Source organism: Micromonospora sediminimaris, from assembly GCF_016863575.1.
In the GTDB taxonomy this organism is placed as follows: Bacteria; Actinomycetota; Actinomycetes; order Mycobacteriales; family Micromonosporaceae; genus Micromonospora; species Micromonospora sediminimaris.
Window position 1 is genome coordinate 217,989 of sequence record NZ_BOPD01000009.1, and the last position, 24,688, is coordinate 242,676.

The following is a 24,688-nucleotide window of genomic DNA, read 5'->3' on the forward strand; positions in this document are numbered from 1 at the left end:
CTCTACTGTGGATCACGCAGACGATTGACGTTCATGGGTGACGCGAGGACGTGGGTCGACTAATTCATTTCTGAAGTGCGGTGACCGGGGACAGGCGAGCCGCTCGGGCGGCCGGTAGTAGTCCGGCGAGCAGGCCGGACATGGCACTGATCGCGCAGGCGATCAGAGCAACTCGGATCTCGATGACAGGAGTCCATCCATTGGCGACGGACGCCACCGAGGTGGTCAGGACGCCGAGCAACGCGCCGGTGACGCCGCCGAGAAAACCAAGGGCGGCGGTCTCGAGAACCAACTGGAGGAAGATGTGACTGCTGCGGGCTCCCACAGCTCGCCGCAGGCCGATCTCGCCGGTGCGGCCGGCGATTCCGGCGGTGGTGGCGTTGCCGATCGAGATGGTGCCGATCAATAGTGCGATTACGCTGATCATGAGCGTGGATCGTGTGGTGTTGTCTTCGATTTCCCGCCGGAGGGTGGCAGGGTCGGGCGGTGCGATGGCGCGAAGCTCCGTCGGTGCTTCGGGGCGCAGCGCCAGGGGTGCCTGTCGCCCGATGAGCTGGGCCGCCCCGGGGAAGGTCTCGATCAGTACGTCCTGCTTGGTGCCCCGGCCGCCGACGGGCGATCCGAGCCGATGGGCTACCGAATACGGGATGATGGCCGCCGCCAGTGCTTCCGGTCTCCGCGTCACGTCATGGTAGATGCCTATCACTGTGAATGGTCTGCCGGCGATGAACACAGCCACCCCAACGCGGTGCACTCCGAGTTGTCTGGCAACGACTTCGGAAAGCATCACGACAGGCGCTTGCGCATCTTCCTGGAAACTGTCGAAGTACCGCCCAGTCGTCAACGCCGGAGCGATGACCCGGAGTGCGGAGGGGTCTGTTCCCAGGACGGGAGCGCCGACGACCCCGTGCCTGGGATCCGACGTTCGGTGCAGGGGTTGTTCTGGCAGGGTGACGCGCCGCCCGGCAGCGACGACACCGTTGAGCCGGGTCAGCCGCTGCAGGGCCGGCTCCGCGAGCCACGGCTCTCGATCATCGGACACCTCCGGCTGGACGACGACCTCGGTCGCCCGCCGGACGTCGAAGGAGGAGGTGACCTGCTGGTTGAGGGTCGAGCCGAGGCCGAGGCTCGCGACAAAGGCCGCCGCACCGACGATCGTGCCGACGACGGTGGCGAGGGACCGGCCAGGGTGGCTGAGCACCGCCAGCGCGGCTTCACCGGCCAGATCGCCGAGGCGCAGTCGGGACGGGCGGATGCTCAGGTCGGTCGCCCTGCTACGGCGCCTGGAAAGCCTCATCGTGACTCGTTCAGGAGGCCGTCGATGACCTGGATCTTCCTGCGCGCCTCGGCCGCAACGTCGGCGTCGTGCGTCACCACCACCACGGTGAGACCGTTGGCGTTCAGCTCCCGCAGCATCGCGACGACGATCGCGGTGTTGGTGCTGTCGAGATTCCCGGTGGGCTCGTCGCAGAAGAGCACCTGCGGCTGAGCGGCCACCGCGCGGGCGATCGCCACCCGCTGCTTCTCACCTCCGGACAGTTGACGGGGATCGGCGGCTGCGCGGCGCCCCAGGCCGACCCGCTCCAACGCATCGACGGCCAACCGGCGGCGCCGACCGCGCCGGTACCCCCCGTACAACATGCCGAGCTCGACGTTCTCCAGGGCCGTTCGCCCCGGCAGGAGATGAAACGCCTGGAAGACGAAGCCGAACAGACGGCATCGGATCGCCCCCCGCATCGCCGCGCTGCAGGTGCTTGTCTCCATGTCGCGGATTCGATACGAACCAGCGGTGGGCACGTCGAGCAGCCCGAGCAGGTTCAGCAGAGTCGACTTTCCAGCCCCCGAAGGGCCGGTGATCGACACATAGTCGCCGGAGTCGATGTGAAGATCGACGGCACGCAGGGCATGGACGGGCTGACCCTCGTGATACACCCTCTCGACGCCCTCAAGTGTCAGCATGGCTCACCGGTCCGAGTGAAGTTCGCCGACCATTACCTGCACGCCCTCGGTGAGGCCGGGTCCGGTGGGCTCCCTCAACTCGACCCATCCACCTGCGGACCGCCCAGCGGTCATGTCGATGTCGTTCGTCCTGGAACTGCCGTCGACCACCGTGACGAATGTCGAGCCGTCCGGTCGTGAATAGACGGCCGAGACCGGCACGGCCAGAACCTCCTCCGCCGTGGCGACACGGATCTCCAGTCGAAGTGAGCCACTCGCCCCTTCCAGGGGCGCCTCGGTGAACCGGCAGCGGACCTGGAAACCAACCTGTCCGTCCGCACCTTCCTGCGGTTGACTGCCGACCGAGGCCACCTCCGCCGTCCTCGTTTCCCCGGTCAGGTCATCGGTGACCTGCACTTCCTGGCCGGTGTTCACCAGGTCCCGCTGATCGAGGGCGATGGCGGCCGAGATGGTCGGGGCCTGCTGGTCAAGCTCGAACAGGAGGAGCTTCGGATCGTCGAGAACCTTGCCGACACGGACGCCGACCTTGCTTATCCGGCGGCCGCTCTTGTCGATCAGAAGAGCGGCGGACTGCGGGAGCCAGACGGCCGATGGCGAGGAATCGTTGGCGTCGCCGGAGCCGGTCTGCCAGTCCATGTCCTCAATGCGGTAGCCGCGATCGTGGTAGAAGCGGCTCAAGTGTCTGCGGGTCTGTCCGTCGAGGGCTCCGCTCACTGCGACGGGGTAACCCACTCGACGCAACATCCGCTGCACAGCTGTCACGTCCGGTCCTCGGGCATCCGTCGTGATGTCCCGATAAAGCGGAAAGGGCAGTTTCATGGCGAACATGGGTTTCCCTGAGCTCTCCAGGAGAGCCCGACCCTCCGCCACCGAATCTCCCGGTTTGACGAACAGCCTCGTCACGACGCTGTTTGCGCCGACAGCGGCGACCGGAAGAGTGATCGCTCTGCTGCGGCCGGCGGTGAGGCGTCCACGGAGCACTACCGGTTCGGCCAACGACCGACGCTCCACCGTGGCAGTGACCAACGAGGGTGAGGGCGGCGCCGCGTCCGCCGCCACCTGCTGCGGAGTCCGCAGCGTCGGGCCGAGGAAGATCGCACCCCCGGTGACGACCACCACCGCCAGAAAGAAGGAGCAGACGAGCAGCAGAAAACGACGGCGGCCGGCCATGATCGGATGACGTGACGTCATGCCGCACCAATGAGGTCGGCCGACTGCTTGGCCAGGTCGATGACCTTCGGGTTCAGCTCGACAAAAAGATGCTCATTTTTCTCGATCAGGTCACGCTGCACCTCGACCGCCACCCGCAACTGTTCGCGAGCCATACCGGTATCGCGTCGACACTGAAACCAGGCGACCGCCAGACGGCTTTCGGCGGGACCGGCGCGGTATTCGCTCGCAGGCACCGCTGGACCGATCTCGATCGTCCCTGGCATGCGCTTGGGCTCCCAGAAGTCCAAGCCTGCTGCGGCGTCAGTGCCAACCGGTACGTCGAACAGAGCGGGATTCGGCGATTTCAGGAAAGCGGCCTCGTCTCTCGGCCCATGCCCTTTCGATGCCAGACAGGAGAGCAGCGTCTGCGGCCATTGGGAACCCATGCCCTCGTCGATAAGTGGCATCAGCGGCTCGGAGAGCTTGTTCCCAAGCTCGAAGTAGGCGTAGTAGACGTCCTGACTGTCGTCCGAGAGCGCCCGCCACGCCTCCGCAGTGCACCGATCGTAGGCGTCGTCGTAGCTGGGGTCGGAGCTGACCACGGAGGGCGGGGCCGAGAGCGAGTCGCGGCCGAAACCGATCCGGCGAGCCTCAGCCTCCGATGCCGGCCCGAACGACGACTCGGTGATGCGGAGATGTCGGAACGGATTCCTCGGCTCCCCCAGCATGATGTTCAGATTCTGTGGGTACCCCTCCCCGGCGAGGCACTTGTTGCGCACCTTCAGCTGCGCATAGTCGATCTGGCCCAGCTCCTCGCCCAGGAATAGCGAAAATGGCTGATCCGATTCTGCTGCGGACAGGTCAGCCGCAGGAAGGCGCTCGTCCTGCCAGCAGCCCCCGGAGGAAAGCAGGACCGCCGCTGCGACGACGAGGGCGGCAAATTGTTGACGAGTTGCTGGCATCATGCCCCTCTCGGGCGAGACCGAGCAGTTGGGGTGCCTCCGATATCAGAGACACCCCAACTGCCTCAGGCGCAACGCTTGTGCGAGTTGTTCCGCGCGCTGATCGGGCTCCGGAAGTCACGTGGGAACGTGGTGTACGGCGTGCGGTAGCTGGACAGGTCGTACACCGTCACCGCGCACTCGGTGTCCCGGTTCCAGAGGCCGCCGGCGGTGTTGGCCACCCACAGGCTGGTGTTCCCGTCGGGAACGTTGCCCCAGATGTCGTTCGAGTGGTCAGCGTCGTTGTACCAGAAATGACGCTGGAAGGAGCTCGTCATGAAGTCGTCCCAGGCGAAGTCAAAGCAGATCTCAGCCCGGTTGCACGCTGCCTTACCATCCCCCTTGTCCGCCTGGGCGGCGGTTCCGCCCAAGGCGGCGGCGGCAATGCCAACCAGGGTTGCCGCCATGATGCTTCTTGCTTTCATACACCGCTCCTCGGATATGTGAGGCTCCGAGAGAGGCACCCACGAAACGGGCACGACTCTGAGGCCAAGTGGCCGTGGTCGCGGGCGTAAAAAGGCCCCAGATAGGGAAAGATGGGCGCTCGGCGAATAACGCAGTGAGCGACCAAGAACCTCGAACCTTGAAACCCCGTGTGGCCTACACAGATGGATTACTGTGTGGCACCAACATCCTGGCCGATGTGCGTCGATCTCCGCAACCCCATAGTGGCGACGGCCTATACCAGAACAGCGTTGATCTTCAGGCGGCCGGTGGGGGCACTCGGCGACAGTGCGGCCCGGCAGCAATCCCGAAGTCGCCCGTGCCGAGCAGCGAATATGCCGGAAAACCGACTCCGTGAACGGCCGGGCCGACGGGCAGAAAAGCTGCGATCGGCGGCTTCTGCGCGTTTCATGGCATCTGTGGTTCTCGCCGGTCGAGATCATCGAGGCGTACCGGCACTGTCCGTACTCGACAGCCTTCTCTCGACGAGCTTCCCTCCAGCGTCACCCAGGGTGAGTCAAGAGGCCACCGAAGGCGATGCCAGCCGCACAGTTACCAGCCAGAGGGTTTCCGGCGGGGTTCACCCATGGTCACGACTCCGGTTTGCCGGCCAGGCGGCAGCTTCTGTTGGCGGCTCGGGTTGTGGGCACTCCTCACGAAGCGTGAATCCGCAATCGTGGCGCAGTCCGCACTCCCGCACTCCATTCGTGCACCGCTCCGGCTCGTAGAAATTTTTCGAGCGCCCGCTCCCACTCCTCTGACCGGCGAATTTCGGAACATCTTCGGATAACGGCCGGAGGTTCCCCCGGGGATCCCACCACCCGGGGCGACGACGGTCGGCGCCCGGCGGTGGGCGGAACTTCCAGACGTCCTCGGCCGACAAACCTCATGACATCGATCTTCGAGGGGACGTCCATGCCCAGCCTCCTGCCCCGTCGGGCCCTGCGCCCAGCGGTCCTGTTTACCGGGGCCGCACTCATCGTCTCCCTGGCCGCCTGCGGGTCGTCCGGGACAGAGTCGTCGACCACCCCGACGCCGTCCGCCACGGCGTCCACGGCAGCCACCGTCGAGGCCGGCGCGCTGGGCGTACGCGATCCGTGGGTGAAGGCCGCCGACGAGGGGATGACGGCAGCCTTCGCCACGTTTGTCAACGACAGCGACACCGACGTCACGATCACCGGTGCCGCCACGGAGATCTCGCCGATGGAACTGCACGAGATGGCGATGGCGAACGGCAAGATGGTGATGCGGGCCAAGCAGGGTGGCGTGATGGTCAAGGCCCGGAGCGAATACAAGCTGGAACCGGGCGGCGACCACCTGATGTTGATGGACCTCGCCAAGCCGGTGCGGGCCGGTGACGAGCTGACCTTCACCCTCAGCTTCGCCGACGGGCGGACCCAGACGTTCCGCGCGGTGGCCAAGCCGTTCACCGGGGCGCAGGAGAGCTACGCACCCGGGCACGGGGAGCCGATGCCGGACATGCCGACGAGCCACAGCCCGGCGCCGTGACGCCCACCAGCCGGCCGGTGAGCCGGCGCGGCCTGCTCACCGGCGGCGCGCTGGCCGCCGGTGGCACGGTGGTCGGGGCCGCCGCGGTAGCCACCACCCGCGGTGAGCCAGCGGGACGCCCGCCGGAGCGGCCGCCGACGGCGGGGGTCGGCGAGGCGGTCGAACCGTTCCACGGGGTACGGCAGGCGGGGATCGCCACCGAACCGCAGGCACACGCCGCATTCGTCGCCTTCACCCTGCGCCCCGGCACCGACCGCGGCGCCCTCGGGCGGCTGCTGCGGCTGCTCTCCGACGACGCCGCCCGGCTCACCCAGGGCCGACCCGCGCTCGCCGACACCGAACCCGAGTTGGGGCTGCTACCGGCCCGGCTCACCGTCACCTTCGGCTTCGGCCCGGGCCTGTTCACCGCCGCCGGTCTCGACGACCGCCGCCCACCCTCGGTGGTCGACCTGCCCGCGTTTCCGATCGACCGGCTGCAACCCCGCTGGTCCGGCGGGGATCTGCTGGTGCAGCTCTGCGCCGACGACCCGCTCACCGTCGCGCACGCGCAACGGGTCCTGGTCAAGGACACTCGGCCCTTCGCCACGGTGCGCTGGGTGCAGCAGGGTTTCCGGCGGGCGGCCGGCGCCGAGCCGGGCCGTACCCAGCGCAACCTCTTCAGCCAGCTCGACGGCACCGCCAATCCGAAGCCGGGTACGCCGGTGGAGACGGCGGTCTGGATCGCCGACGGGCCGGACTGGTTACGCGACGGCACCACGCTGGTGGTGCGACGGATCAGCATGAACCTGGAGACCTGGGACCTGCTCGGTCGCACCGACCGGGAACTGGCCGTCGGTCGGCGGCTGGACAGCGGTGCCCCGCTGACCGGCACCCGCGAACACGACGAGCCCGACTTCGCCGCTCTCGGCCCGGACGGGCTGACGGTCATCTCGGATTTCTCGCACCTCACCCGGGCGCACGTCACCGACGACCGGTTCCGGATCCTGCGCCGTCCCTACAACTACGACGGCGTACCCGCCGCCGACGGCACCGCGGACAGTGGGCTCATCTTCGCGGCCTACCAGGCCGACATCGCCACCCAGTTCCTGCCCATCCAGCGGCGGCTCGCCGAGCGTGACCTGCTCAACGAGTGGACCACCCCGATCGGTTCCGCCGTCTTCGCCGTCCCGCCCGGCTGCCCGGAAGGTGGTTGGGTCGGTCAGCAACTGCTCGACTGACGAGGAGAATGACCGCCATGTCCCGCCACCTGCGCCGGCCGCTCGCCGCCGCCCTCGCCGCCACGCTGGTCGCCACCGCGCTGCTGATCGGGCCGGTTGCCCCCGCGTACGCGCACAACGTGCTGCGCAAGGCCACTCCTGCGCAGGACGCCGAGCTGAAGAAGGCACCGACCCGGATCACCCTGGAGTTCCTCCAGAAGCTGAACCCGTCGTTCACCACCATCACCCTCAGCGACGCCGACAAGCAGCAGGTGGCCACCGGCGAGCCGGAGGTCAGCGGCACCAAGGGCACCGTCACCATCGAGCCGCCGCTGGCCAACGGCGTCTACACCGTCGCGTACCGGGTGGTCTCCACCGACGGGCACCCGGTGCAGGGGTCGTACAAGTTCACCGTCGCCGACCCGACGGCCACCGCCGAACCGAGCCCCAGCCCCACGGTGAGCGAGCCGGCACCGACGTCGGCGACCCCGAGCGCCGAACCGACCGCCTCCGCCGCAGCCGCCAGCCCGGCCGCGAGCAGTTCCTCCGGCGGTCCCGGCACGGCGGCGCTGCTGGCCGGCGGCGGAATCGTGCTGGCACTGGTGGCCGCCGCAGCGGTGCTCCTGCTGCGCCGCCGGTCCACCACTGGAGGCAACCCGGCGCGGTGAGCATCGCCGGGCGGCACCCCAGCGGTCAGCACCGGCGGGCCTCAGCGCAGCAGCACCGGTCCCGCGTCGATCCGGGTCCGGAACAGCGCGTACGGCTTGCGGCGCAGATCCCTGCCCTGCTGGAAACCGGGTTGCCGGTGCAACTGGTTCGCAGTGACGTAAAGGTGCCCGTCCACCGCCACCGACAGGGTGTCCGGCCAGAGCAGCCGAGGGTCGTGGACGACACTCTCGTACTCGCCGTCCGGACGCCGCCGCAGCACCGCGTTGTGCTCGTACGCGGTGAGGTAGATCCGCCCGGCGTCGTCGGTCTCCAGGCCGTCGGAGCCGGTGCCCTTGTCGCCCTCGTGGACCACCGTCGCGACGACCTCGTCCGCGCTGGCCGAGACGTCGGCGAGCGCGTCGGTGGCGACGCTGTACCACTGGCGCGAGGCCAGCGGACAGTAGTAGAGCCGGGAACCGTCGGCGGAGATGGCTATCCCGTCCGCGCCGATCGTCAGCGGTGTCGGCGGCCCGCCGGCCGACCGTTGCAGGAGGGGTCTCCCCTCCACCACCGGCCGGAACCGGGCCAGTGGCTCCGCCTTGGTCGAGGGATGGTCATGCAGTCGTCGCCAGGAGGCGCCGCTGGCCAGGTCGACCACGATGATCCCGTTCGGCCCGGCGACCGCGGAGTCGGTGATGTACGCGACGCCCGCCTCGCCGCGCCGCAGGTCGAAGCGCACGTCGTTGAGGTACGTGGTGGGCAGCGCCACATCCGGCGGAAAGGTGATCACCTGGGCAACGGTGTTGCTGCCCAGGTCGATCCGGACCAGTTTGGGGCCGCCCGGTCGAGTCGGTTGGAACTTCGGGCTGCCGGTGTCGAGCACCCAGAGCCGGTCGACGGGGTCGACCACGACGCTCTGCACCGAGACGAAGGCGCCCGGGTCGTCGTCGTCTCGCGGCTGGTTCCACCGCTCGTCCGGGTACGGCACCTCGGCGCCGTCGCGCAGCTCGACCACGGTGGCGGGCACCTCGTCGCCCCAGCGGGGAAAGTTGACGAAGATCCGGCCGGTGTGCGAGACGCTGACCCCGGTGGGCATCGGCCCGGTGAAGGCATGGATCAGTTCCAGCTCGCCGACGGGCTCGTCGGACACGGGCTCGCTCATCCGCTGCTCCTGCCGTCGGGCCGCGTCTGTCCCGACCCGTGCCCGGGTCTCAGCCGAGGCGGCCTGGGCAACACCCGTTCCCGTCGTCGGATGACGCAAACGTGACGGCGCGGCTTCTCCGTACGACGCGCCGGCGGGGTGTCAGCCGGCGGCAGGGTGCGGATGTTGCCGGGGCGCGGGCAGGCGGTCGGTGTCCGCGTAGCCGGCGGCCTGGAGGGTGAACAGCTCGGCGTACCGACCACCGGCGGCGACGAGTTCGTCGTGGGTGCCCTGCTCGATCAGACGACCGTGATGCAGCACGAAGATCCGGTCGGCGTGCCGGACGTTGGCCAGCCGGTGCGTGATCAGGATGGTGGTGGCCCGGCCGCGCCGGTCGCGGATAGCCTGGAACAGCGCGTCCTCGGCCCGCGGGTCGAGCGCCGAGGACGGCTCGTCCATCACCAGCAGCTCGGCGTCGCGCAGGAAACCGCGAGCCGCGGTGATCCGCTGCCACTGCCCGCCGGAGAGGTCCTGTCCCTTGGCGAACGTACGGTCGAGCAGCGTCTCGTACCCGTGCGGCAACTCACGGATCATCTCGTCGGCGACCGCCCGGGCGGCGGCGGCCTCGATCCGGTCCTGCCGGGCCTCGGTGTCGATGTCCCCGATGGCGATGTTCGTGGCGGCGGTGAACGGCCACTTGTGGTACTCCTGGGTGACCACGGCGATGCGACCACGCAACTCGTCGCGGTCCAGCTCGGACAGGGGACGCCCGTTCCAGCGGATCACGCCGTCGCTGGGCGTACGCAGGGCCGCGATCATCGCAGCCAGGCTGCTCTTGCCGGATCCGTTCTCCCCGACGAAAGCCACCGTCTGCCCCGCCTCGACGGTCAACGTCACACGATCCACCGCCGGGGTGTCGCGATCCGGGTAACGCAGGCTCACCGCCTCCACGGTCAGCTCCCGCAGCCGGTCGGGTGCCGTTGCCACCGCCTGCTCCGGCAGGTAGGTGGCGGCGCGGGTCATGAACCCCGTGTAGTCGCGGAAGTGCTGGCCCTCGGTGTAGACGCGGTCCATCTGAAAGGTCACCACGGCCAGCGAACGTTGCGCCGCCTGTACCGCGATCACACAGGTCGCCGCCGCCGCGAGCGGGATCTGTCCGTCGATGAGCAGCAGACCGAGCAGCACGTAGACCACGGCGGTGGCGACGCCTCCGATCATCGAGCCCACCGTGACCGTCGTGGTCACCCGACGCGCCAGGGCCAGCTCGATGTCGGTCTCCACCGCCATCACCCGGTCGTACTGGTCCAGCAGGAACCGGCGCAGGCCGTACGAGCGCAGTTCCGGTGCCGACGCCCGTTCGGCCATCAGCCGGTGCAGCAACCACATTCGACGTCGCCGGACCGAGCCGGCGATGTAGGTCTGGTACCGCAGGTGCCCCGCCCGCAGCGACGCCCACGCGTTCGGCACGGTCGCGACCAGCAGCGCCGGCAGCAGCAGCGGATGGATCACCACGACGGCCACGGTCACCGCGACCACCCCGACCAGCCCGGCGAGCAGGTTCATCGACGCGGGCACCAGATCCACGGCGGAATCGGTGCCCCGGGAGGCACGCTCCATGTCGTCGGCGAAAGCGTCCGCGTCGAAGGCCTCCAGTCGCACGGCCGTGGTCATCTCGAACAACCCTCGCTCCACCTCCCGGCTGACCCTGGGCGTCAGTCCGTTCAGGGCGTAACCGGTGGCGATCGCCATGCCGGACCGCGTCGCGGTCGCCGCGGCCAGCACCGCGAGCGCCGGCAGCGCGGCAACCACCCTCTCCCCGGTCGGCCCACCGGCGAACAACTCCACGAGCACCCGCTGCGTCGCGAGCAGCCCGAACGCCGACATCACGCCGGCACCGACCGTCGCGACGGCGACCGCCGAGGTACGCAGCCGGTCGGCCCGCCAGCTGATCCGCAGGGCCGCCCAGATCAGCCGGGGCAGTTCGGCGAAGACGGCGAGCAGACCGGCCTGGGTCCGCGCCCGCATGCCCGTCTCCCACCACATGGCCCGCATCTCGGGGAGCACCGACTCCCCGGCCGACGGCTCGGCCTGTTCCGCTCGGTCACGACGTCGGGTCGACGTGGCGGCCATGCAAACACCTCCAGGGGTCGGCGACACGCGGCGGTCACCTCTGCCCGCTGAGTGGCGCCGCCGGGACGCGAACCAACGAGATAGCCAAAGGCGATCGACCAGCTACTTATCGTCACCGTCGATGCGGTGGTGGTCCAGCCCTGTCGGCGCGCCGAACCGCCCGACCCGGACGCCGGGCTCCGGTCACCGTCGCTCGACGCACCCCGGCAGCCGAGCGGGGTCAGGCACCGCGCGGGGCGTACATGATTACGGCGACGCCGAGCAGGCAGATCGCGGCACCGGTGAGGTCCCACCGGTCCGGGCGGAAGCCGTCAAAGATCATCCCCCAGGCGAGCGAGCCGGCGACGAAAACCCCGCCGTACGCGGCCAGGATGCGGCCGAAGTTCGGGTCGGGCTGGAAGGTGGCGACGAAGCCGTACGCGCCGAGGGCGAGCACCCCGGCTGCGACGAACCAGAGCCCCCGGTGCTCCCGCCAGCCCTGCCACACCAGCCAGGCCCCGCCGATCTCGGCGATCGCGGCCAGGACGAACAGCAGGACGGAACGCAGCACGGTCACCCGCCGCACCTTACCGACAGCGGCTGGCCGCACCCCGGGTCCACGTCCAGCGAGCGGCGTTATCCTCTGCACGGGGCATCCACCGGAGGTGCCCGTGGCGGTGGGGCCCGCCACCCCGCCGGTGCGGGACAACCGCGGCGCTCGCCGCCAACGGTCCCTGCCAGGGCAGACGCGTACTGGTAGGTGGTGACCGTGGGGGCGCAGCGACCGCCCGTCGATCCGGATGTCGATCTCAGTGTGCCGCGGCAGCGCGCGGAGCTGCGGGGCGGGACCGCCAGTCTGCTCGCCGCGATCTCCGTTGGCGGGATGGTCGGCGCGCTGGCGCGATACGGGCTGACGGTGACCTTTCCGCATCCGCCGTCCGGCTTTCCCTGGGCCACCTTTGCCGTCAACGTCTCCGGCTGCCTGCTCATCGGGACGCTGATGGTGCTGATCACCGAGGTGTGGGCCGCGCACCGACTGGTCCGGCCCTTCCTCGGCGTCGGCGTGCTCGGCGGCTACACGACCTTCTCGACGTACGCCGTCGAGGTGCAGCAGGCGGTGGCGGCCGGCGCGGCCCGGACCGGCCTGCTGTATCTCGCCGGTACCCTCGTCGCCGCCCTCGCCGCCGTCCGGCTGGGCGTGACCCTGACCCGGCTGGCGACCGGCGTGGACCGGAAGCGGAGCGCTTGATGGCCGTCATCCTGGTGGCGCTCGGTGCCGCTGTCGGCGCACCGTTGCGCTACCTCGTCGACCGGGCGGTGCAGGGACGTCACGACTCCGTCTTTCCCTGGGGCACCTTAGTGGTCAACGTGGTCGGCTCACTCCTCCTTGGTGTCCTGATCGGCGGGGCCGCGGTGGGGACAGTGCCCGGTTCCCTGGTCAACCTGCTCGGCCTCGGTCTGTGCGGAGCGCTTACCACCTACTCGACCTTCGGCTACGAGACGATCCGGCTCCTCGAGGACGGTGCCCGTTTTCCCGCGCTGGTCAACGCTGGCGTCAGCGTCGTCGCCGCGCTGGGCGCCGCGTTCGTCGGGGTCGCCCTCGCCGAGGCGCTGTGGGCCTGACCGTCGCGCGTTCTCGGTGACCGGGCTCCTCGGCGTGCCGGCCGTTCAGCCGAGATCGTGGCGCAGCCGCTTGTCGATGGCGACCACGACTGCGGAAACCGCCCCGACGGCCAGGATGCGCAACCACACGTCCGGCCCGATCGGTGCCGTGCCGAAGATGGTGTTCATCGGTGGCAGGTACGTGATGGCGAGTTGACACAGGGCCTGCGCGGCGACGCCGAGCAACAGCAGACGGTTGGTGAAGAAGCCGAGCCGCCATGCCGAACGGGTCAGCGACCGGCAGCTGAACAGGTAGAACGTCTCGACCACGACGAAGACGTTCATGGCGGCGGTACGCGCCTGTGCGACATCGGCACCGTTGGAGTACTCCCACTGGAACACCCACCACGCGCCGGCCACCAGCAACGTGGCCACCAGCACGATCCGGATCACCAGAGCGCCGGTCAGCAGCGGCCGGGCCGGGTCGCGGGGCGGCCGTCGCATGATGCCGCGCTCCTTCGGCTCGAAGGCCAGCATCAGGCCGAGCAGGACGGCGGTGGTCATGTTGATCCAGAGGATCTGCGTGGGCAGCAGCGGCAGCGTGGCACCCAGCACGATGGCGACCAGCACCACCAGCCCTTCACCGAGGTTCGTCGGCAGCGTCCAGACGATGAACTTTGTGATGTTGTCGAAGACCCCGCGGCCCTCCTCCACCGCGGCCTCGATGGTGGCGAAGTCGTCATCGGTGAGGACCATGTCGGCCGCTTCCTTGGCCACCTCGGTCCCGGACCGGGCCATCGCGATGCCGATGTTCGCCTGCCGCAACGCGGGGGCGTCGTTGACCCCGTCGCCGGTCACCGCGACCACGTGGCCTCGTTGCTGAAGAGTCTCGACCAGCCGGAGTTTCTGTTCCGGGGAGACCCGGGCGAAGACGGCGGCCCGGTCCACCGCCTCGCCGAACCCCTCGGCGGGCAACTCTTCGAGATCGGTGCCGGTGACCACCCGATCCGGACGTTCGGCGTCGAGCAGCCCGAGCTGGCCGGCGATGGCACCGGCGGTCGCCGCATGGTCGCCTGTGATCATCTTGACGTTGATGCCCGCCGAGTGGCAGGCCCGTACCGCCGGGGCGGCGGCGCTGCGGGGTGGGTCGAGCATCGCCTGCAACCCGGTGAGGACCAGGGTGCCGGGCAGCGCGACCTCGTCGAAACCGTCGTCCGGACCGTCCGGTGGTCGTACGGCGGTGGCCAGCACCCGCAGCCCGCGACCGGCCAGTTCCTCGGCCGCCCGGAGCGCGGCGTCGGCCCGGAGCGGGCGGATCTGACCGTCGGCACCCATCTCGCCCCGGCACATCGACACGATCCGCTCGACGCCCCCCTTGGCCAGGACCACCGTCCGGCCCGTGGCTCGCTCGTCGTGCAACGTCGCCATGTACTGCCGCTTCGAGTCAAAGGGGATGGTGTCCCGTCGTGGATAGTCGGCGGACAGCCGACCGTGGTCGATCCCCACCTTGGCCGCTACCACCTGCATCGCGCCCTCGGTCGGATCACCGGCCAGCAGCCACTCGCCGTCCTGCTCGCGTACCCGCGCGTCGTTGCATCCGGCACCGGCCAGCAGCGACCAGCGCAGGGCGTCGCCGCCCCGGCCGTCGCCGCGGACCTCCCCATCCGGCCGGTAGCCGGCGCCGGTCACCTCGAACTCGGCGTCCGGGGTCCACAGCGCCCGGACCGTCATCTGGTTCTCGGTGAGCGTGCCGGTCTTGTCGGAGCAGACGACAGTAGTGCTGCCCAACGTCTCGATCGCCGGCAGACGACGGATCACCGCCCGTCGACGGGCCATCCGGGTCACCCCGATCGCCAGGGTGATGGTGACCGCCGCCGGCAGCCCTTCGGGGATCGCGCCGACGGCGAGCGCCACGGCCGCCGTGAACGTCTCGACCACGTCCTGGCCGCGGAGCAGACCGACGGCGAAGGTCACCGCCGCCAGCACCAGGATGATCACGGTCAGCACCTTGCTGAACCGGGCCAGCTTGCGGGTCAGCGGGGTGGCCAGCGCCTCCGCCGCACCGACCAGTCGGTGGATCTGGCCGAGTTCCGTCTCGGCCCCGGTGGCCACCGCGATGCCGGCGCCGCCGCCGGCCGCGACGAGCGTGCCCGACCAGACCATGTTGCGCCGGTCGGCGACCGGTGTGCCCACCGGCAGCTCCGCCTCCAGCTTGTCCACGGGTACGGATTCGCCCGTCAGCGCCGACTCGTCGACCCGCAACTCGGCCAGCCGGACCAACCGCAGATCCACCGGCACCTTGTCGCCGGCCTCCAGCACCACCAGGTCACCGGGGACCAGGTCGTCGGAGGAGATCGCCCGCAGCTCGCCGTCGCGGATCACGCGCGCCTCGGTACGCACCATCGAGCGCAGGCTGTCCAGGGCCGCCTCGGCCCGCGACTCCTGGGCGTAGCCGATCCCGGCGTTGATCAGCACCACCGCGAGGATCACGGCCGAGTCGACGTACTCGCCGAGGACCGCGGTGACCACGCCGGCCGCGATCAGCACGTAGATGAGCGGGTTGTGGAACTGCCGCAGGATCCGACGCAGCAGTCCGCCACCACCGGCGGCGGGTAGCACGTTGGGCCCGTACCGGTCCAGCCGCCGGGCGGCCTCGGCGTCGCTCAGGCCGCGCTGCGGGTCCGTCTCCAGCAGCAGCACCACCTCGTGGGTGGACATGCCGTGGTGTTCGTCGGATCGCGACGTCCCCGCTGACTGTTCGAGCGTCACCGTCACCCCGCCGACGAAGAGAACCGGACCCGCGCCGCCGACCCGGGTCGCCGCCTTCCGCCCCGGCGGCCGGCCGGACACCGCATCCACCATCTTCCGGGACAAACTCGACCGAGCAGGCCGGAACGCCCGATCACGGCCGACGCGCTGCCGGCCGTCGCCGTTCAGCCGCTGGTGCGCTCGGCCGAATTGGGGTCGAGGTGCCGCCGCAGGGCGGCGATCTCGGCACGCAGGGCCGCCACGTCGTCGCTGGTGGCCGCCGCCGGCTTGTCGGCGCCAGCCGCGACGCGCTCGACGATCCAGGTCGCCAGCGAACCCGTGACGAAACCGATCAGGCCGATCCCACCGATCATCAGACCGAGGGCGACGAATCGCCCCGCGGTGGTCACCGGGTAGAAGTCGCCGTAACCGACGGTGGTGATGGTGACCGTCGACCACCACAACGCGTCGTCGAAGGCGGTGATGTTGGCGCCCGGCGCGAGTCGTTCGGCGTCCAGCACCGCCAGCGCGGAGACCAGCACCAGCAGTGCCGCCGTGGCGGCGACGTAGACGGCCAGCCGGCCGCGCGCCCACACCTCGGTGCGGCGATTGATGGTCAGCACCACCATGACCAGGCGTACCGCGCGCAGTGGTCGCAGCATCGGCAGGGTCAGCACCACGAGGTCGAACAGGTGTTCCCGGAGGAACTTCCGCCGGTCCGTGGCCAGCCGCAGCCGAACGACGATGTCCGCCCAGAACAGCGCCCAGACGACGATCGTCGTGGCGGAACAGGCGGCCCGCCAGGCCGGGCTGAGGTCCGGACGCAGGATCGGTGCCGCGTACACCACCAGGAACACCACGGACAGCACGGTGAGCGGTGCGGCGCTGACCCGCTCCCATGCCTCCAGTCGATCGGTCCGCTGTGCTGTCCCGCCGCCCATGAGCCGGCTCCCGTCTGCTCCGTCGTCGTACGCGTGACCGGGCCATGGTCGCGCAGCCGGACACGAGACCCCACGGGCGGCCCGCAGATCGTCCGGACAGTGCGTCACCGTCACGCTCGGCATTCGGTGGCTGCTCGCCCGGTAACGTGAGCGCGGGGACACACCGTGGCACGGGTCGCCGCCCGGCTGACAGAGCCGGGCGTGCCGGCTGTGCGGCCCGTGGGGGCGGGTGTCGGCGTTGTACCCCCACAGCGGGCGCGAGCGTGAGGGAGCGGATGCATGGGTCGACTGCGGCTGGGACAGGTTCCGGGATGACCCTGCAACAGGTCTACCTGCTGATGATCGCCGCGGCGGCGACCGTGCTGGTAAGCGTCACCGCCGCACGGCTGGCCACCCGGGTCGGCGTACCGATGCTGCTGGCGTACCTCGGCATCGGGCTGCTGCTCGGCGAGAACGGACTCGGCCTGCGCTTCGACGACGCCGCCCTGGCGCAGGCCCTGGGCACTGCGGCGCTTGCGGTGATCCTGGTGGAGGGTGGCCTGACCACCCGGTTCTCCGACATTCGACCGGTACTGGCACCGGCGACCGCGCTCGCCACCGTCGGTGTGCTGATCAGCGTCGGGGTCACCGCCCTCGGCGCGCACCTGCTGCTCGATGTCTCGTGGCAGCTGGCTCTGCTGCTGGGCGCGGTGGTGTCCTCCACCGACGCGGCGGCGGTCTTCTCGGTGCTGCGCACCCTGCCGTTGCCCCGGCGACTGGCCGGGCTGGTGGAGGCAGAGTCGGGGCTGAACGACGCACCCACAGTCATCCTGGTACTCGCCTTCAGCGCCACCGGACTGACCGCGACCAGCCCGGTGGAACTGCTGGTCCAGATGGTCTACCAGCTCGGCATCGGTGGCGCGGTCGGCGTCGCGATCGGCCTCGCCGGAGTGTGGTTCCTGCGCCGGCTCACCCTGCCCGCATCGGGCCTCTATCCGATCGCCACCTTCTCCTGCGGCATCTTCGCCTTCGCCGCCGCCGGGCTCGTCCAGGCCAGCGGTTTCCTCGCCGCGTACCTCGCCGCGCTGATCCTGGGCAACGCCCGGCTGGCGCACCGCCGCGCCACGGTGTCGGTGGCCGAAGGGCTCGGCTGGATCGCGCAGATCGGCCTGTTCGTCATGCTCGGTCTGTTGGCCAATCCCAGCGAACTGCCCGCCGCGATCCTGCCCGCCCTCGCCGTGGGTCTGGTACTGCTGCTGCTCGCTCGCCCGATGTCGGTGCTGGTCACCCTGTTGCCGTTCCGGATTCCGCTGCGCGAACAGGTGCTGCTGTCCTGGGCCGGGCTGCGGGGCGCGGTGCCCATCGTGCTGGCCACCATTCCCGTCGTGGCCGGCGTCGGCGCCAGCGAACAGCTGTTCAACATCGTCTTCGTGCTGGTCGTGGTCTTCACACTGGTGCAGGCTCCGACGCTGCCGTGGCTGGCCAAACGCCTGCGGCTCAGCTCGGCCGGGATCGGTCCGGACCTGCAGGTTGAGTCCGCGCCGCTGGACGCCATCGACGCGGACCTGCTGCACCTCACCGTCGAGCCCGACTCCCAGATGCACGGCGTGCACATCCGCGAGCTGCGGCTGCCGCCACCGGCCGCGGTCACCCTCGTGGTCCGCGACGGGACCGCCTTCGTACCTGAGCCGGACGCCCGGTTGCGCCACGGTGATCAGCTGCTCGTGGTCACCACCCCACACGTCCGGGACCGGGCGGAACGCCGTCTGCGGGCGGTCGCCCGGGCCGGCCGGCTCGCCCACTGGCGCGGCGAGACCGGCGACCCGGAGCGGCCGGCCAGGATCCGGCGTCCCCCGGAGACCCCGACGGTCCCGCCGCGCGCGGCATCGTCGCCGGACACCGGTGACGAGTCGCCGTCGGCCCTCGTCCCGTCGGCGGGCTGACCCGCACGGCGAGTGGCCGGCCGTCGCCTGGGCCCGACGTGGGCCGGCCAGGGACTCGACACAGGGCCTAAGGTGAGGCTGGTGTGCCGGGAAGCCTGGTCGGCGGTCGTGTCCTCAACAACCTCTCGGAGGCCGCCGTGCACCCGCCCGCCATCCGCACCGAGCACCTGAGCAAGCGGTACGGTTCCCTGCTCGCCCTCGACGATCTCGACCTGACCGTCGACGCCGGTGAGGTGTTCGGCTTCCTGGGGCCCAACGGCGCCGGCAAGTCCACCACCATCCGGCTGCTGCTCGGCCTGGCCCGCCCGACCGCCGGCCAGGCGTGGATCTTCGGTACCGCCGCCGCCGACGTGGCCACGGCACACCAGCGGCTCGCCTACGTGCCGGCCGATGTGACGCTCTGGCCGCAGCTCACCGGCGCGGAGATCCTGGAGTTGCTCGGCGCCACCGGGCCAGGCGTCGACGTCGCCTACCGGGACGAACTGGTGGACCGGTTCGCCCTCGACCTGTCGAAGCCGGGACGGGCCTACTCCACCGGCAACCGACAGAAGGTGGCCCTGATCGCCGCGTTCGCCACCCGTGCGCCGCTGCTCGTCCTGGACGAGCCGACCGCCGGCCTGGACCCGCTGATGGAACGCGAGTTCCGCCGCGCGGTGAACGAGGCCCGCGACACCGGGAGCACGGTGTTCCTCTCCTCCCATCAGCTGGCGGAGGTGGAAGCCGTCTGCGACCGGGTGGGCATCCTGCGCGCCGGGCGCCTCGTCGAGGTCGCCACCATCCCGGAGTTGCGGCGGCTGCACCGCACCGAGGTGCTGGTGCGGTTCGCCGGCCCGGTACCGGAGTTGACCGGCGTGGCGGGCATCGACGGCGTTCAGGTCGACGGGGCCGCGCTGCGATTCACCCTCACCGGGCCGCCCGGCCCGGCCCTGCGGGCACTGGCGGGGGCCGACCTCACCACCCTCACCATGCGCGAGCCCACGCTGGAGGAGATCTTCCTCGACTACTACGGGGAGGGGAGTCGGTGACCGCCATCGGAGGCGGAGGCGCCGCCAGGGCCGCCGTCACCCGGCTCGCCCTGCGCCAGGTCCGTCGGCCCGCGCTCGTCGTGTCCGCGGTGACGGCCGGCGTCACCGCCGTCGTCGTCGCCGGGTACGAGAGCACGGCCGGCACCGCACTCGACGCCGCCGCGTTGGCCGCCCTCGCTGAGAACCCGGCGGTCCGCACCCTCTTCGGCGAACCGTTCGCGCTGGACACCCCGGGTGGCTTCACCGTCTGGCGGACCGGCACCGTACTTGCCGTCCTGCTCTCGGTGTGGGGGGTGCTCGCCACCACCCGGGTCACCCGGGGCGAGGAGGAGAGCGGCCGGTGGGACCTCCTGCTGGCTGGCCGGCTGACGGTGCCGGCCGTGCTCGGTCGGCACCTCGCCGTCCTGAATGCCGCAGTGGTGATCGCCGGAGCCGCGGCCGGGATCGTGCTCGTCGCGGCCGGCACGCCACCGGGCGGCGCCCTTCGGTACGCGGCGGGTCTCGTGCTGGTCGCCCTCTTCGCCGTGGCGACGGCGCTGTTGACTGCGCAGGTGATGCCGACCCGGGCCGGGGCGAGCGGGTCGGCCCTGGCCGTGCTCGGCGTCGGAATGCTGGCCCGGATGGTCGGGGACGGCGTCGCTGCGCTGGGGTGGTTGCGCTGGCTGTCGCCGTACGGGCTGCTCGCCCTCGTCCGTCCCTACCGCGACGACCGGCTGCTGCCCCTGCTCGTGCTGGCCGGTGCGGCGCTCCTGGTCGGCGCGGCGGCGACAGCGCTGGCCGGGCGTCGTGACGTGCGGGCCGGGCTGGTCGCCGCACCGGCCGGCCGGCCGCCCCGCAAATGGCTGCTCGGCACGGTCGACGGGTTCGCGGTACGCCGGATGTCGCGCCCGCTGGCCGGCTGGTCCGCCGGGATCGGCGCGTACTTCCTGCTGATCGGTCTGCTGGCGACGTCGATGACCGACTTCCTGTCGGACAATCCGCGCTTCGCCGAACTCGCCGCGCAGGCCGGCTTCACCGAGTTGGGCAGCGTACGCGGCTACACCGCGTCCCTGTTCGTCCTGCTCGCCGTGCCGGTCGGGGTCTTCGCCGCGTCCCGGCTCGCCGAGTTCGTGGCCGCCGAGACGGACGGCCGGCTGACGTCGCTGTACGCACAGCCGATCAGCCGCAACCGGCTGCTGACCGCCGAGACGCTGGCCACCCTCGGCGGGGTGGCGGTGCTCGTCACCGTGGCGGCGACGGCGACCTGGCTCGGCGCCTATCTGGTGGACGCCCCACTGCCGCTGGCCGCCGCCCTGGCCGGCACCTGGCACGTGCTGCCGGTCGTGCTGCTCTGCCTCGGCGCGGCGATCCTCGCCCTCGGTTGGCTGCCCCGGGCCACCGCGGCCGTCGGTGTCCTACCCGCGATCGGCGGGTTCCTGCTCCAGGTGCTCGCCGACAGCGCCGATCTTCCGGGGTGGGTGCCCGCGATCTCACCGTTCACCCATCTGGCGGCGGTCCCGGCCGAGTCGCCCGCCTGGCCGGCGTGGTGGATCATGGTCGGGATCGCGGTGCTCGCCGCCGCCCTCGGCAGGCTCGGCCACCGGCGTCGCGACCTGCTGGGATGAACAACGCCCGTCGTCGCCGGGGAGCGTCGCGACCGGTGTCGAGCGGCAGGTGAGGGCCTAGGCCCTGCGTCGAAGTCCTCGGTCGAGCCGAGGCGGAGTCCAGGCGGCGGTCCGGCAAGGCGGGGATTGGTCCGGATACCGGTGTTGTATCCGGACCAATGCCTAACGCGGCCGGCCGTCGCCTGGGCCCGCCGTAGGCCGGCCAGGGACTTCGACACAGGGCCTAACCGGCGGCGGCCCGCCGGACCAACCGGCGGGCCTCGTCGCCCGGCACGCCGGTGGCCCGCAGCATGTCGTTGGCGACAGTCCGCAGTTGGGAAACCACGATGGTGCCGGAGAAGCCGATCTCCTGCCGGCATGCCTCACCAGCGTCCTGCACGGCCCGCAGCACCCGCTCCCGCGTCCGGACCGGCTCCTGCATCGACAGGAACTCCTCGTGCATCAGGCGCACGCCCTGCCCCACCTGCTCGACGGCGGTGGACAGGCAGACCGGCACCGGTTCGTGGTCACGCAGTGCCGTGAAGATGCGGCGGACCAGCGTCCGGCTGTTGCGGAAAGCTCGGTCCAGGTGCTCGGCCCCGGCGCCGTACGCGGCCAGCGCCCGGCGCCGCCGCCACTGCAGCGGAGAGAAGCGGACCACCTCCTCGGCAGCGGTCACCACGTCACCGACCTCCCGCAGTTGTCCTTCGGCGGACCGCATCTCGTCCAGCACCTCCCTCGCCCGGCGCGCATCCCCTCGGGCCAGCGCCTCCGCGGCCGACGTCAACTGCCGGGCGAAGGTGTCCAGCGCCGGCCCGGCGATGCGGCGCACGCTGCGGGTCGGGTTCATCGGGGCGAGGACCAGCACCACCAGCAGCCCGGTCGCGCCACCGACCAGGGCATTCACCGTCCGCGGCAGGACGATGTCCGGCGTGCCCGGGGCGAGGGTGGCGATCAGTGCCGCCGCGCCGCCGGCCTGGGTCACCAGGGCACCGGTGCCCCGCACGGCCACCGCGACAAGCAGCGCACCGAACACGATCACGAACGTCTGCCAGGCACCGGTGCCGACCGTACCCACCAGCAGGTCGCCGATCAGGACCCCGACGATCACGCCGACGATCAGTTCGACGGCCCGGCGGGCTCGCCGGCCGATCGAGGTGGCGATGACGGCGACCGCGGCGATCGGGGCAAAGGTCGGGTCCGGGTTGCCGAGCACCTGCTCGGCGACCAACCAGGCCAGCGACGCGGCCAGACCGCCCTGGAAGGCCAGCAGCAGATGCTGTCGCAGCCGGCCGTAACTGCGCCTGCCGGCGGCTGCGAAGCGTCCCCGGAGGCTGCTCATCGGGTCATCCGACGGGGTGGGCCATGGTCCCGGTGAGTGCCACGGTGCCCGGCAATCGGGTGTCCTGCCGGAGGAACTGCACCACCACCGGCACTGGCGAACTGAGGACACAGCCGTACGGGCGGTCGAGGCGGACGGCCTCCGGATCGATCAGGTCGTTGACCCGTACGTGCCGGATGCGTCGGGCACCGACGGCGAACCGGTACGGCCCGACCGGTTCGGTGTCCTCGTAGTAGAAGTGGAGCAGCACCTCCGCCTCGGAGTCGGTGGTGTTCAGCACACACAACTGGTCGAAACTGGTGAACTGCGGCTCGCCGCCGGTGCCGCCGAACGGCACGTGCCCGCCCGGCACCGCCCACACCTGCGCCATCACGCCTCCTCCAGCAGTCGGGCCAGGTCCGGGGTGAGGAACACCCCGTCCGGGTCGAGGCGGCGGCGGGCCGCCTGAAAGTCGTCCCAGCGGGGAAAGAGCGGTCGCAGGTCCTCGGCGGTCAACCAGTGCTTCTTGCCCCAGTGCGGCCGTCCGCCGTACTGCCGGAAGACGGCCTCCATGTCGCGGAAGTACTCCTCGTACGGCAACGAGGCGTTCTGCAGGCAGGCGATGGCGGTGGTGGGGCGACCGTACGCGTTGCTGAGCCAGATGTCGTCGGCGGCGATGCTGCGGACCAACACCCGCCAGCCCACGGTGCGCCGGTGCCGGCTCAGGATCCGTCGCCGGATCTCCGCGAAGCAGGCTGGGAACGCCTCTGACGGGAGCATGTACTCGATCTCCTCGAAACGCAGATCGCGATGCTGAGGGATGGTGTCGTGGGTCGGCCCGATCTCCAGTTCCCTGGGCTCCTGCCACCCGTTCCACTCCGGCACCCGGCGGGCCGGCCACGTGGAACGCGCGGCCACCCCGTCGATTCGGTTCATGGTGCGAATCTGGGTCAGGTCGCTGCGCGGGTACCAGTAGAAGTCCATGTTGCGGTTGGTGTGCTGCAACTCGGCCAGATGGTCGAGGGTCCACTCGATCGGGGCGCACCAGGACCGTCGACGCAACTCGTAGCTGGGCTCCAGGTCGAGGGTGAGCTGGGTCACCACTCCCAGGACACCGAGGGAGAGCCGGGCGGCGGGCAGCAGCTCCTGGTTACTGGTCGCGGAGACGTCCAGCACCTCACCGGTGCCCGTGACGAGGCGTACCTCGGACACCTGCGTCGACAGGTTGCCGAAGCCGAGGCCGGTGCCGTGGGTGCCGGTGGCGATGGCGCCCGCGATGGACTGGTAGTCCACGTCGCCGAGGTTCTCCATGGCCAGCCCGGCCTCGTAGAGGCCCGCACCCAGCTCTCTGAGCCGGCTACCGCCCCGGACCGTGGCCCGGTCACCGGCCTTGTCGATCACACCGGCCATCCGGTGCAGGCTGACCAGGGTGCCGTCGGTGCGTACCAGCGGGCTCGACGAGTGGCCCGAGCCCACCGGGCGCAGGTTGGTTCCCGCCTCACGGGCCCGCAGCACCAGTTCCCGCACCTCGTCCTCGTCGGCTGGCTCGGCGCAGCCGGACGGGGTGAAGGCGAGACTGCCGGACCAGTTCACGAACGGACGGGACACCCCCGGCAACCTCCTCTCGACGCACGAACCGTGCGCTTACCCCCGGCCTGGCGGGGTAGTCGCTGGCATGGCCGAACCCGTCCCTTCCACGTCGAAGGCCCGACCCACCAGCGGGACACGTCGTGTCTGAGTGGTGGTACGCGGCGCTGGTGGCAGTGCTGTGGCTGGCCATCGGACTGGGCACGGCAGCGGTTTTCGTCACCCGTGGCGGTCACCGCAGCCCGCTCTGGTACCTGGTGGGCGCACTGCTCGGGCCGCTGTTCGTGCCGATCGCGGTCGAGCGGGGCCGGGCCCGCCCACAGCTGGTCGACGTACGCCACCGACCAGCCCGACCGGTCGGCAACGGGTTGCGCGTGCTGGTCGGGGTGGACGGCTCCGCGCACTCCGACCGCGCGCTGCGTGCCATCGCCCGCGCCCTCACCGGAAGCACAAGTGAACTCGTCCTGGTCACCGTGACCAGCGCCGACCTGACCGACGCGGAGTCCCGGCAGGAGCACCAGCGGGCCCGCCGCATGATCGACGAGCGGGCCGCCGGACTGCCCGAAGGGCTGCCCCGGCCCACCACCGTGGTCGTCACCGGTCACCCCGTCGATGCCTTGCTGACGGTCGCCGACGACCGGGATGTGGATCTGCTGGTGGTCGGCCGGCACGGGCACGGGATCGGCGACCGCTTGCTGGGCAGCGTCGCCGAGGGCCTCACGCACCGGTCGAGGCGGGCCGTTCTGCTCGGCAGCCTGCCCGGCCGCTGACCGCCCGCGACCCTCGCCACCGTCCGGCAC

22 protein-coding genes are annotated in these 24,688 nt (G+C 70.7%); 9 read left to right on the top strand and 13 right to left on the bottom strand.

Translation table 11 applies throughout. The annotated features are described in order from the left end of the window. Positions 1–64 precede the first annotated feature (64 nt). The 5 genes from Vse01_RS08115 to Vse01_RS08135 all read right to left on the bottom strand — a co-directional run bounded on the left by Vse01_RS08115 (position 65) and on the right by Vse01_RS08135 (position 4,537). Complete coding sequence (locus Vse01_RS08115; protein ID WP_093408474.1) at positions 65–1,297, bottom strand: ABC transporter permease; 1,233 nt, start codon at positions 1,295–1,297, stop codon at positions 65–67. Next, positions 1,294–1,959 carry an ABC transporter ATP-binding protein gene (locus Vse01_RS08120; RefSeq protein WP_093408477.1) on the bottom strand — a complete coding sequence of 222 codons (666 nt, stop codon included), beginning with the start codon at positions 1,957–1,959 and terminating at the stop codon, positions 1,294–1,296. Before Vse01_RS08120 ends, Vse01_RS08115 begins: the two co-directional genes overlap by 4 nt. Before the next feature lie 3 nt (positions 1,960–1,962). Beyond that, a complete protein-coding gene (locus tag Vse01_RS08125; protein WP_093408480.1) occupies positions 1,963–3,150 on the bottom strand; it encodes an efflux RND transporter periplasmic adaptor subunit in 1,188 nt (395 codons plus the stop codon). Continuing rightward, positions 3,147–4,076 (bottom strand): hypothetical protein, encoded by a 930-nt coding sequence (locus Vse01_RS08130; protein WP_093408482.1) that lies wholly within the window; start codon positions 4,074–4,076, stop codon positions 3,147–3,149. The genes Vse01_RS08125 and Vse01_RS08130 overlap by 4 nt, the downstream gene beginning before the upstream one ends. Before the next feature lie 62 nt (positions 4,077–4,138). Continuing rightward, positions 4,139–4,537, bottom strand: coding sequence for a hypothetical protein (locus tag Vse01_RS08135; RefSeq protein WP_139233214.1), 399 nt, complete (start codon positions 4,535–4,537; stop codon positions 4,139–4,141). A gap of 934 nt (positions 4,538–5,471) precedes the next feature. On the opposite strand from Vse01_RS08135, the gene Vse01_RS08140 reads away from it, so the two are divergent. Genes Vse01_RS08140 through Vse01_RS08150 form a run of 3 tightly spaced genes read left to right on the top strand, consistent with a single transcriptional unit; the run spans position 5,472 to position 7,929 of the window. Then, positions 5,472–6,065, top strand: a complete 594-nt coding sequence (locus Vse01_RS08140) for a copper chaperone PCu(A)C (protein WP_093408488.1) — start codon at positions 5,472–5,474, stop codon at positions 6,063–6,065. After that, complete coding sequence (locus Vse01_RS08145) at positions 6,062–7,282, top strand: Dyp-type peroxidase (RefSeq protein WP_093408490.1); 1,221 nt, start codon at positions 6,062–6,064, stop codon at positions 7,280–7,282. The genes Vse01_RS08140 and Vse01_RS08145 overlap by 4 nt, the downstream gene beginning before the upstream one ends. Before the next feature lie 17 nt (positions 7,283–7,299). Next, a complete protein-coding gene (locus Vse01_RS08150; RefSeq protein WP_093408608.1) occupies positions 7,300–7,929 on the top strand; it encodes a copper resistance CopC family protein in 630 nt (209 codons plus the stop codon). Positions 7,930–7,970: 41 nt separating this feature from the next. On the opposite strand, the gene Vse01_RS08155 is transcribed toward Vse01_RS08150, so the two are convergent. The 3 genes from Vse01_RS08155 to Vse01_RS08165 all read right to left on the bottom strand — a co-directional run bounded on the left by Vse01_RS08155 (position 7,971) and on the right by Vse01_RS08165 (position 11,736). After that, a complete protein-coding gene (locus tag Vse01_RS08155; RefSeq protein WP_093408493.1) occupies positions 7,971–9,071 on the bottom strand; it encodes an L-dopachrome tautomerase-related protein in 1,101 nt (366 codons plus the stop codon). 141 nt (positions 9,072–9,212) lie between these two features. Next, positions 9,213–11,180, bottom strand: coding sequence for an ABC transporter ATP-binding protein (locus Vse01_RS08160; protein WP_093408495.1), 1,968 nt, complete (start codon positions 11,178–11,180; stop codon positions 9,213–9,215). Between the two features lie 220 nt (positions 11,181–11,400). Then, positions 11,401–11,736: a YnfA family protein gene (locus tag Vse01_RS08165; protein WP_093408611.1), complete on the bottom strand. Its 336-nt coding sequence runs from the start codon at positions 11,734–11,736 to the stop codon at positions 11,401–11,403. Positions 11,737–11,928: 192 nt separating this feature from the next. Here Vse01_RS08165 and crcB point away from each other — a divergent pair, with 192 nt between their 5' ends. Together crcB and Vse01_RS08175 are read left to right on the top strand one after the other, a co-directional pair. Continuing rightward, the gene (crcB, locus tag Vse01_RS08170; protein ID WP_307818562.1) at positions 11,929–12,408 is read left to right on the top strand and encodes a fluoride efflux transporter CrcB; all 480 of its coding nucleotides are present in this window, start codon (positions 11,929–11,931) and stop codon (positions 12,406–12,408) included. Next, positions 12,408–12,782 (top strand): fluoride efflux transporter FluC, encoded by a 375-nt coding sequence (locus tag Vse01_RS08175; RefSeq protein ID WP_093408501.1) that lies wholly within the window; start codon positions 12,408–12,410, stop codon positions 12,780–12,782. Before crcB ends, Vse01_RS08175 begins: the two co-directional genes overlap by 1 nt. A gap of 45 nt (positions 12,783–12,827) precedes the next feature. On the opposite strand, the gene Vse01_RS08180 is transcribed toward Vse01_RS08175, so the two are convergent. Together Vse01_RS08180 and Vse01_RS08185 are read right to left on the bottom strand one after the other, a co-directional pair. Further along, on the bottom strand, positions 12,828–15,479 hold the full coding sequence (locus tag Vse01_RS08180; RefSeq protein ID WP_093408613.1) for an HAD-IC family P-type ATPase: 2,652 nt from the start codon (positions 15,477–15,479) through the stop codon (positions 12,828–12,830). A gap of 215 nt (positions 15,480–15,694) precedes the next feature. Continuing rightward, positions 15,695–16,450, bottom strand: coding sequence for a potassium channel family protein (locus tag Vse01_RS08185; RefSeq protein WP_093408503.1), 756 nt, complete (start codon positions 16,448–16,450; stop codon positions 15,695–15,697). Positions 16,451–16,761: 311 nt separating this feature from the next. Between Vse01_RS08185 and Vse01_RS08190 the strand changes: the two genes are divergently transcribed. From Vse01_RS08190 to Vse01_RS08200, 3 genes are all read left to right on the top strand, one after another. Beyond that, positions 16,762–18,372: a potassium/proton antiporter gene (locus Vse01_RS08190; RefSeq protein ID WP_093408506.1), complete on the top strand. Its 1,611-nt coding sequence runs from the start codon at positions 16,762–16,764 to the stop codon at positions 18,370–18,372. 83 nt (positions 18,373–18,455) lie between these two features. After that, positions 18,456–19,397: an ABC transporter ATP-binding protein gene (locus Vse01_RS08195; RefSeq protein ID WP_232511373.1), complete on the top strand. Its 942-nt coding sequence runs from the start codon at positions 18,456–18,458 to the stop codon at positions 19,395–19,397. After that, positions 19,394–21,001, top strand: a complete 1,608-nt coding sequence (locus Vse01_RS08200; RefSeq protein ID WP_093408509.1) for an ABC transporter permease — start codon at positions 19,394–19,396, stop codon at positions 20,999–21,001. The genes Vse01_RS08195 and Vse01_RS08200 overlap by 4 nt, the downstream gene beginning before the upstream one ends. Positions 21,002–21,224: 223 nt before the next feature. Here the strand turns inward: Vse01_RS08200 and Vse01_RS08205 are convergent, their stop codons facing one another. The 3 genes from Vse01_RS08205 to Vse01_RS08215 are packed head-to-tail and all read right to left on the bottom strand — an operon-like array spanning position 21,225 to position 23,909. Continuing rightward, positions 21,225–22,322 carry an FUSC family protein gene (locus tag Vse01_RS08205; protein WP_093408514.1) on the bottom strand — a complete coding sequence of 366 codons (1,098 nt, stop codon included), beginning with the start codon at positions 22,320–22,322 and terminating at the stop codon, positions 21,225–21,227. Between the two features lie 4 nt (positions 22,323–22,326). Next, positions 22,327–22,692 carry a sensory rhodopsin transducer gene (locus Vse01_RS08210; RefSeq protein WP_093408517.1) on the bottom strand — a complete coding sequence of 122 codons (366 nt, stop codon included), beginning with the start codon at positions 22,690–22,692 and terminating at the stop codon, positions 22,327–22,329. Next, complete coding sequence (locus Vse01_RS08215; RefSeq protein WP_093408519.1) at positions 22,692–23,909, bottom strand: D-arabinono-1,4-lactone oxidase; 1,218 nt, start codon at positions 23,907–23,909, stop codon at positions 22,692–22,694. Before Vse01_RS08215 ends, Vse01_RS08210 begins: the two co-directional genes overlap by 1 nt. Before the next feature lie 122 nt (positions 23,910–24,031). Here Vse01_RS08215 and Vse01_RS08220 point away from each other — a divergent pair, with 122 nt between their 5' ends. Next, on the top strand, positions 24,032–24,658 hold the full coding sequence (locus tag Vse01_RS08220) for a universal stress protein (protein WP_170863555.1): 627 nt from the start codon (positions 24,032–24,034) through the stop codon (positions 24,656–24,658). Positions 24,659–24,688 lie beyond the last annotated feature (30 nt).

Bases quoted from the DNA above. Each gene is read 5' to 3' on its own strand.
- Vse01_RS08115 (WP_093408474.1), bottom strand. From the start codon at position 1,297: ATGAGGCTTTCCAGGCGCCGTAGCAGGGCGACCGACCTGAGCATCCGC.
- Vse01_RS08120 (WP_093408477.1), bottom strand. From the start codon at position 1,959: ATGCTGACACTTGAGGGCGTCGAGAGGGTGTATCACGAGGGTCAGCCC.
- Vse01_RS08125 (WP_093408480.1), bottom strand. From the start codon at position 3,150: ATGACGTCACGTCATCCGATCATGGCCGGCCGCCGTCGTTTTCTGCTG.
- Vse01_RS08130 (WP_093408482.1), bottom strand. From the start codon at position 4,076: ATGATGCCAGCAACTCGTCAACAATTTGCCGCCCTCGTCGTCGCAGCG.
- Vse01_RS08135 (WP_139233214.1), bottom strand. From the start codon at position 4,537: ATGAAAGCAAGAAGCATCATGGCGGCAACCCTGGTTGGCATTGCCGCC.
- Vse01_RS08140 (WP_093408488.1), top strand. From the start codon at position 5,472: ATGCCCAGCCTCCTGCCCCGTCGGGCCCTGCGCCCAGCGGTCCTGTTT.
- Vse01_RS08150 (WP_093408608.1), top strand. From the start codon at position 7,300: ATGTCCCGCCACCTGCGCCGGCCGCTCGCCGCCGCCCTCGCCGCCACG.
- Vse01_RS08155 (WP_093408493.1), bottom strand. From the start codon at position 9,071: ATGAGCGAGCCCGTGTCCGACGAGCCCGTCGGCGAGCTGGAACTGATC.
- Vse01_RS08160 (WP_093408495.1), bottom strand. From the start codon at position 11,180: ATGGCCGCCACGTCGACCCGACGTCGTGACCGAGCGGAACAGGCCGAG.
- Vse01_RS08175 (WP_093408501.1), top strand. From the start codon at position 12,408: ATGGCCGTCATCCTGGTGGCGCTCGGTGCCGCTGTCGGCGCACCGTTG.
- Vse01_RS08180 (WP_093408613.1), bottom strand. From the start codon at position 15,479: ATGTCCACCCACGAGGTGGTGCTGCTGCTGGAGACGGACCCGCAGCGC.
- Vse01_RS08185 (WP_093408503.1), bottom strand. From the start codon at position 16,450: ATGGGCGGCGGGACAGCACAGCGGACCGATCGACTGGAGGCATGGGAG.
- Vse01_RS08190 (WP_093408506.1), top strand. From the start codon at position 16,762: ATGACCCTGCAACAGGTCTACCTGCTGATGATCGCCGCGGCGGCGACC.
- Vse01_RS08205 (WP_093408514.1), bottom strand. From the start codon at position 22,322: ATGAGCAGCCTCCGGGGACGCTTCGCAGCCGCCGGCAGGCGCAGTTAC.
- Vse01_RS08210 (WP_093408517.1), bottom strand. From the start codon at position 22,692: ATGGCGCAGGTGTGGGCGGTGCCGGGCGGGCACGTGCCGTTCGGCGGC.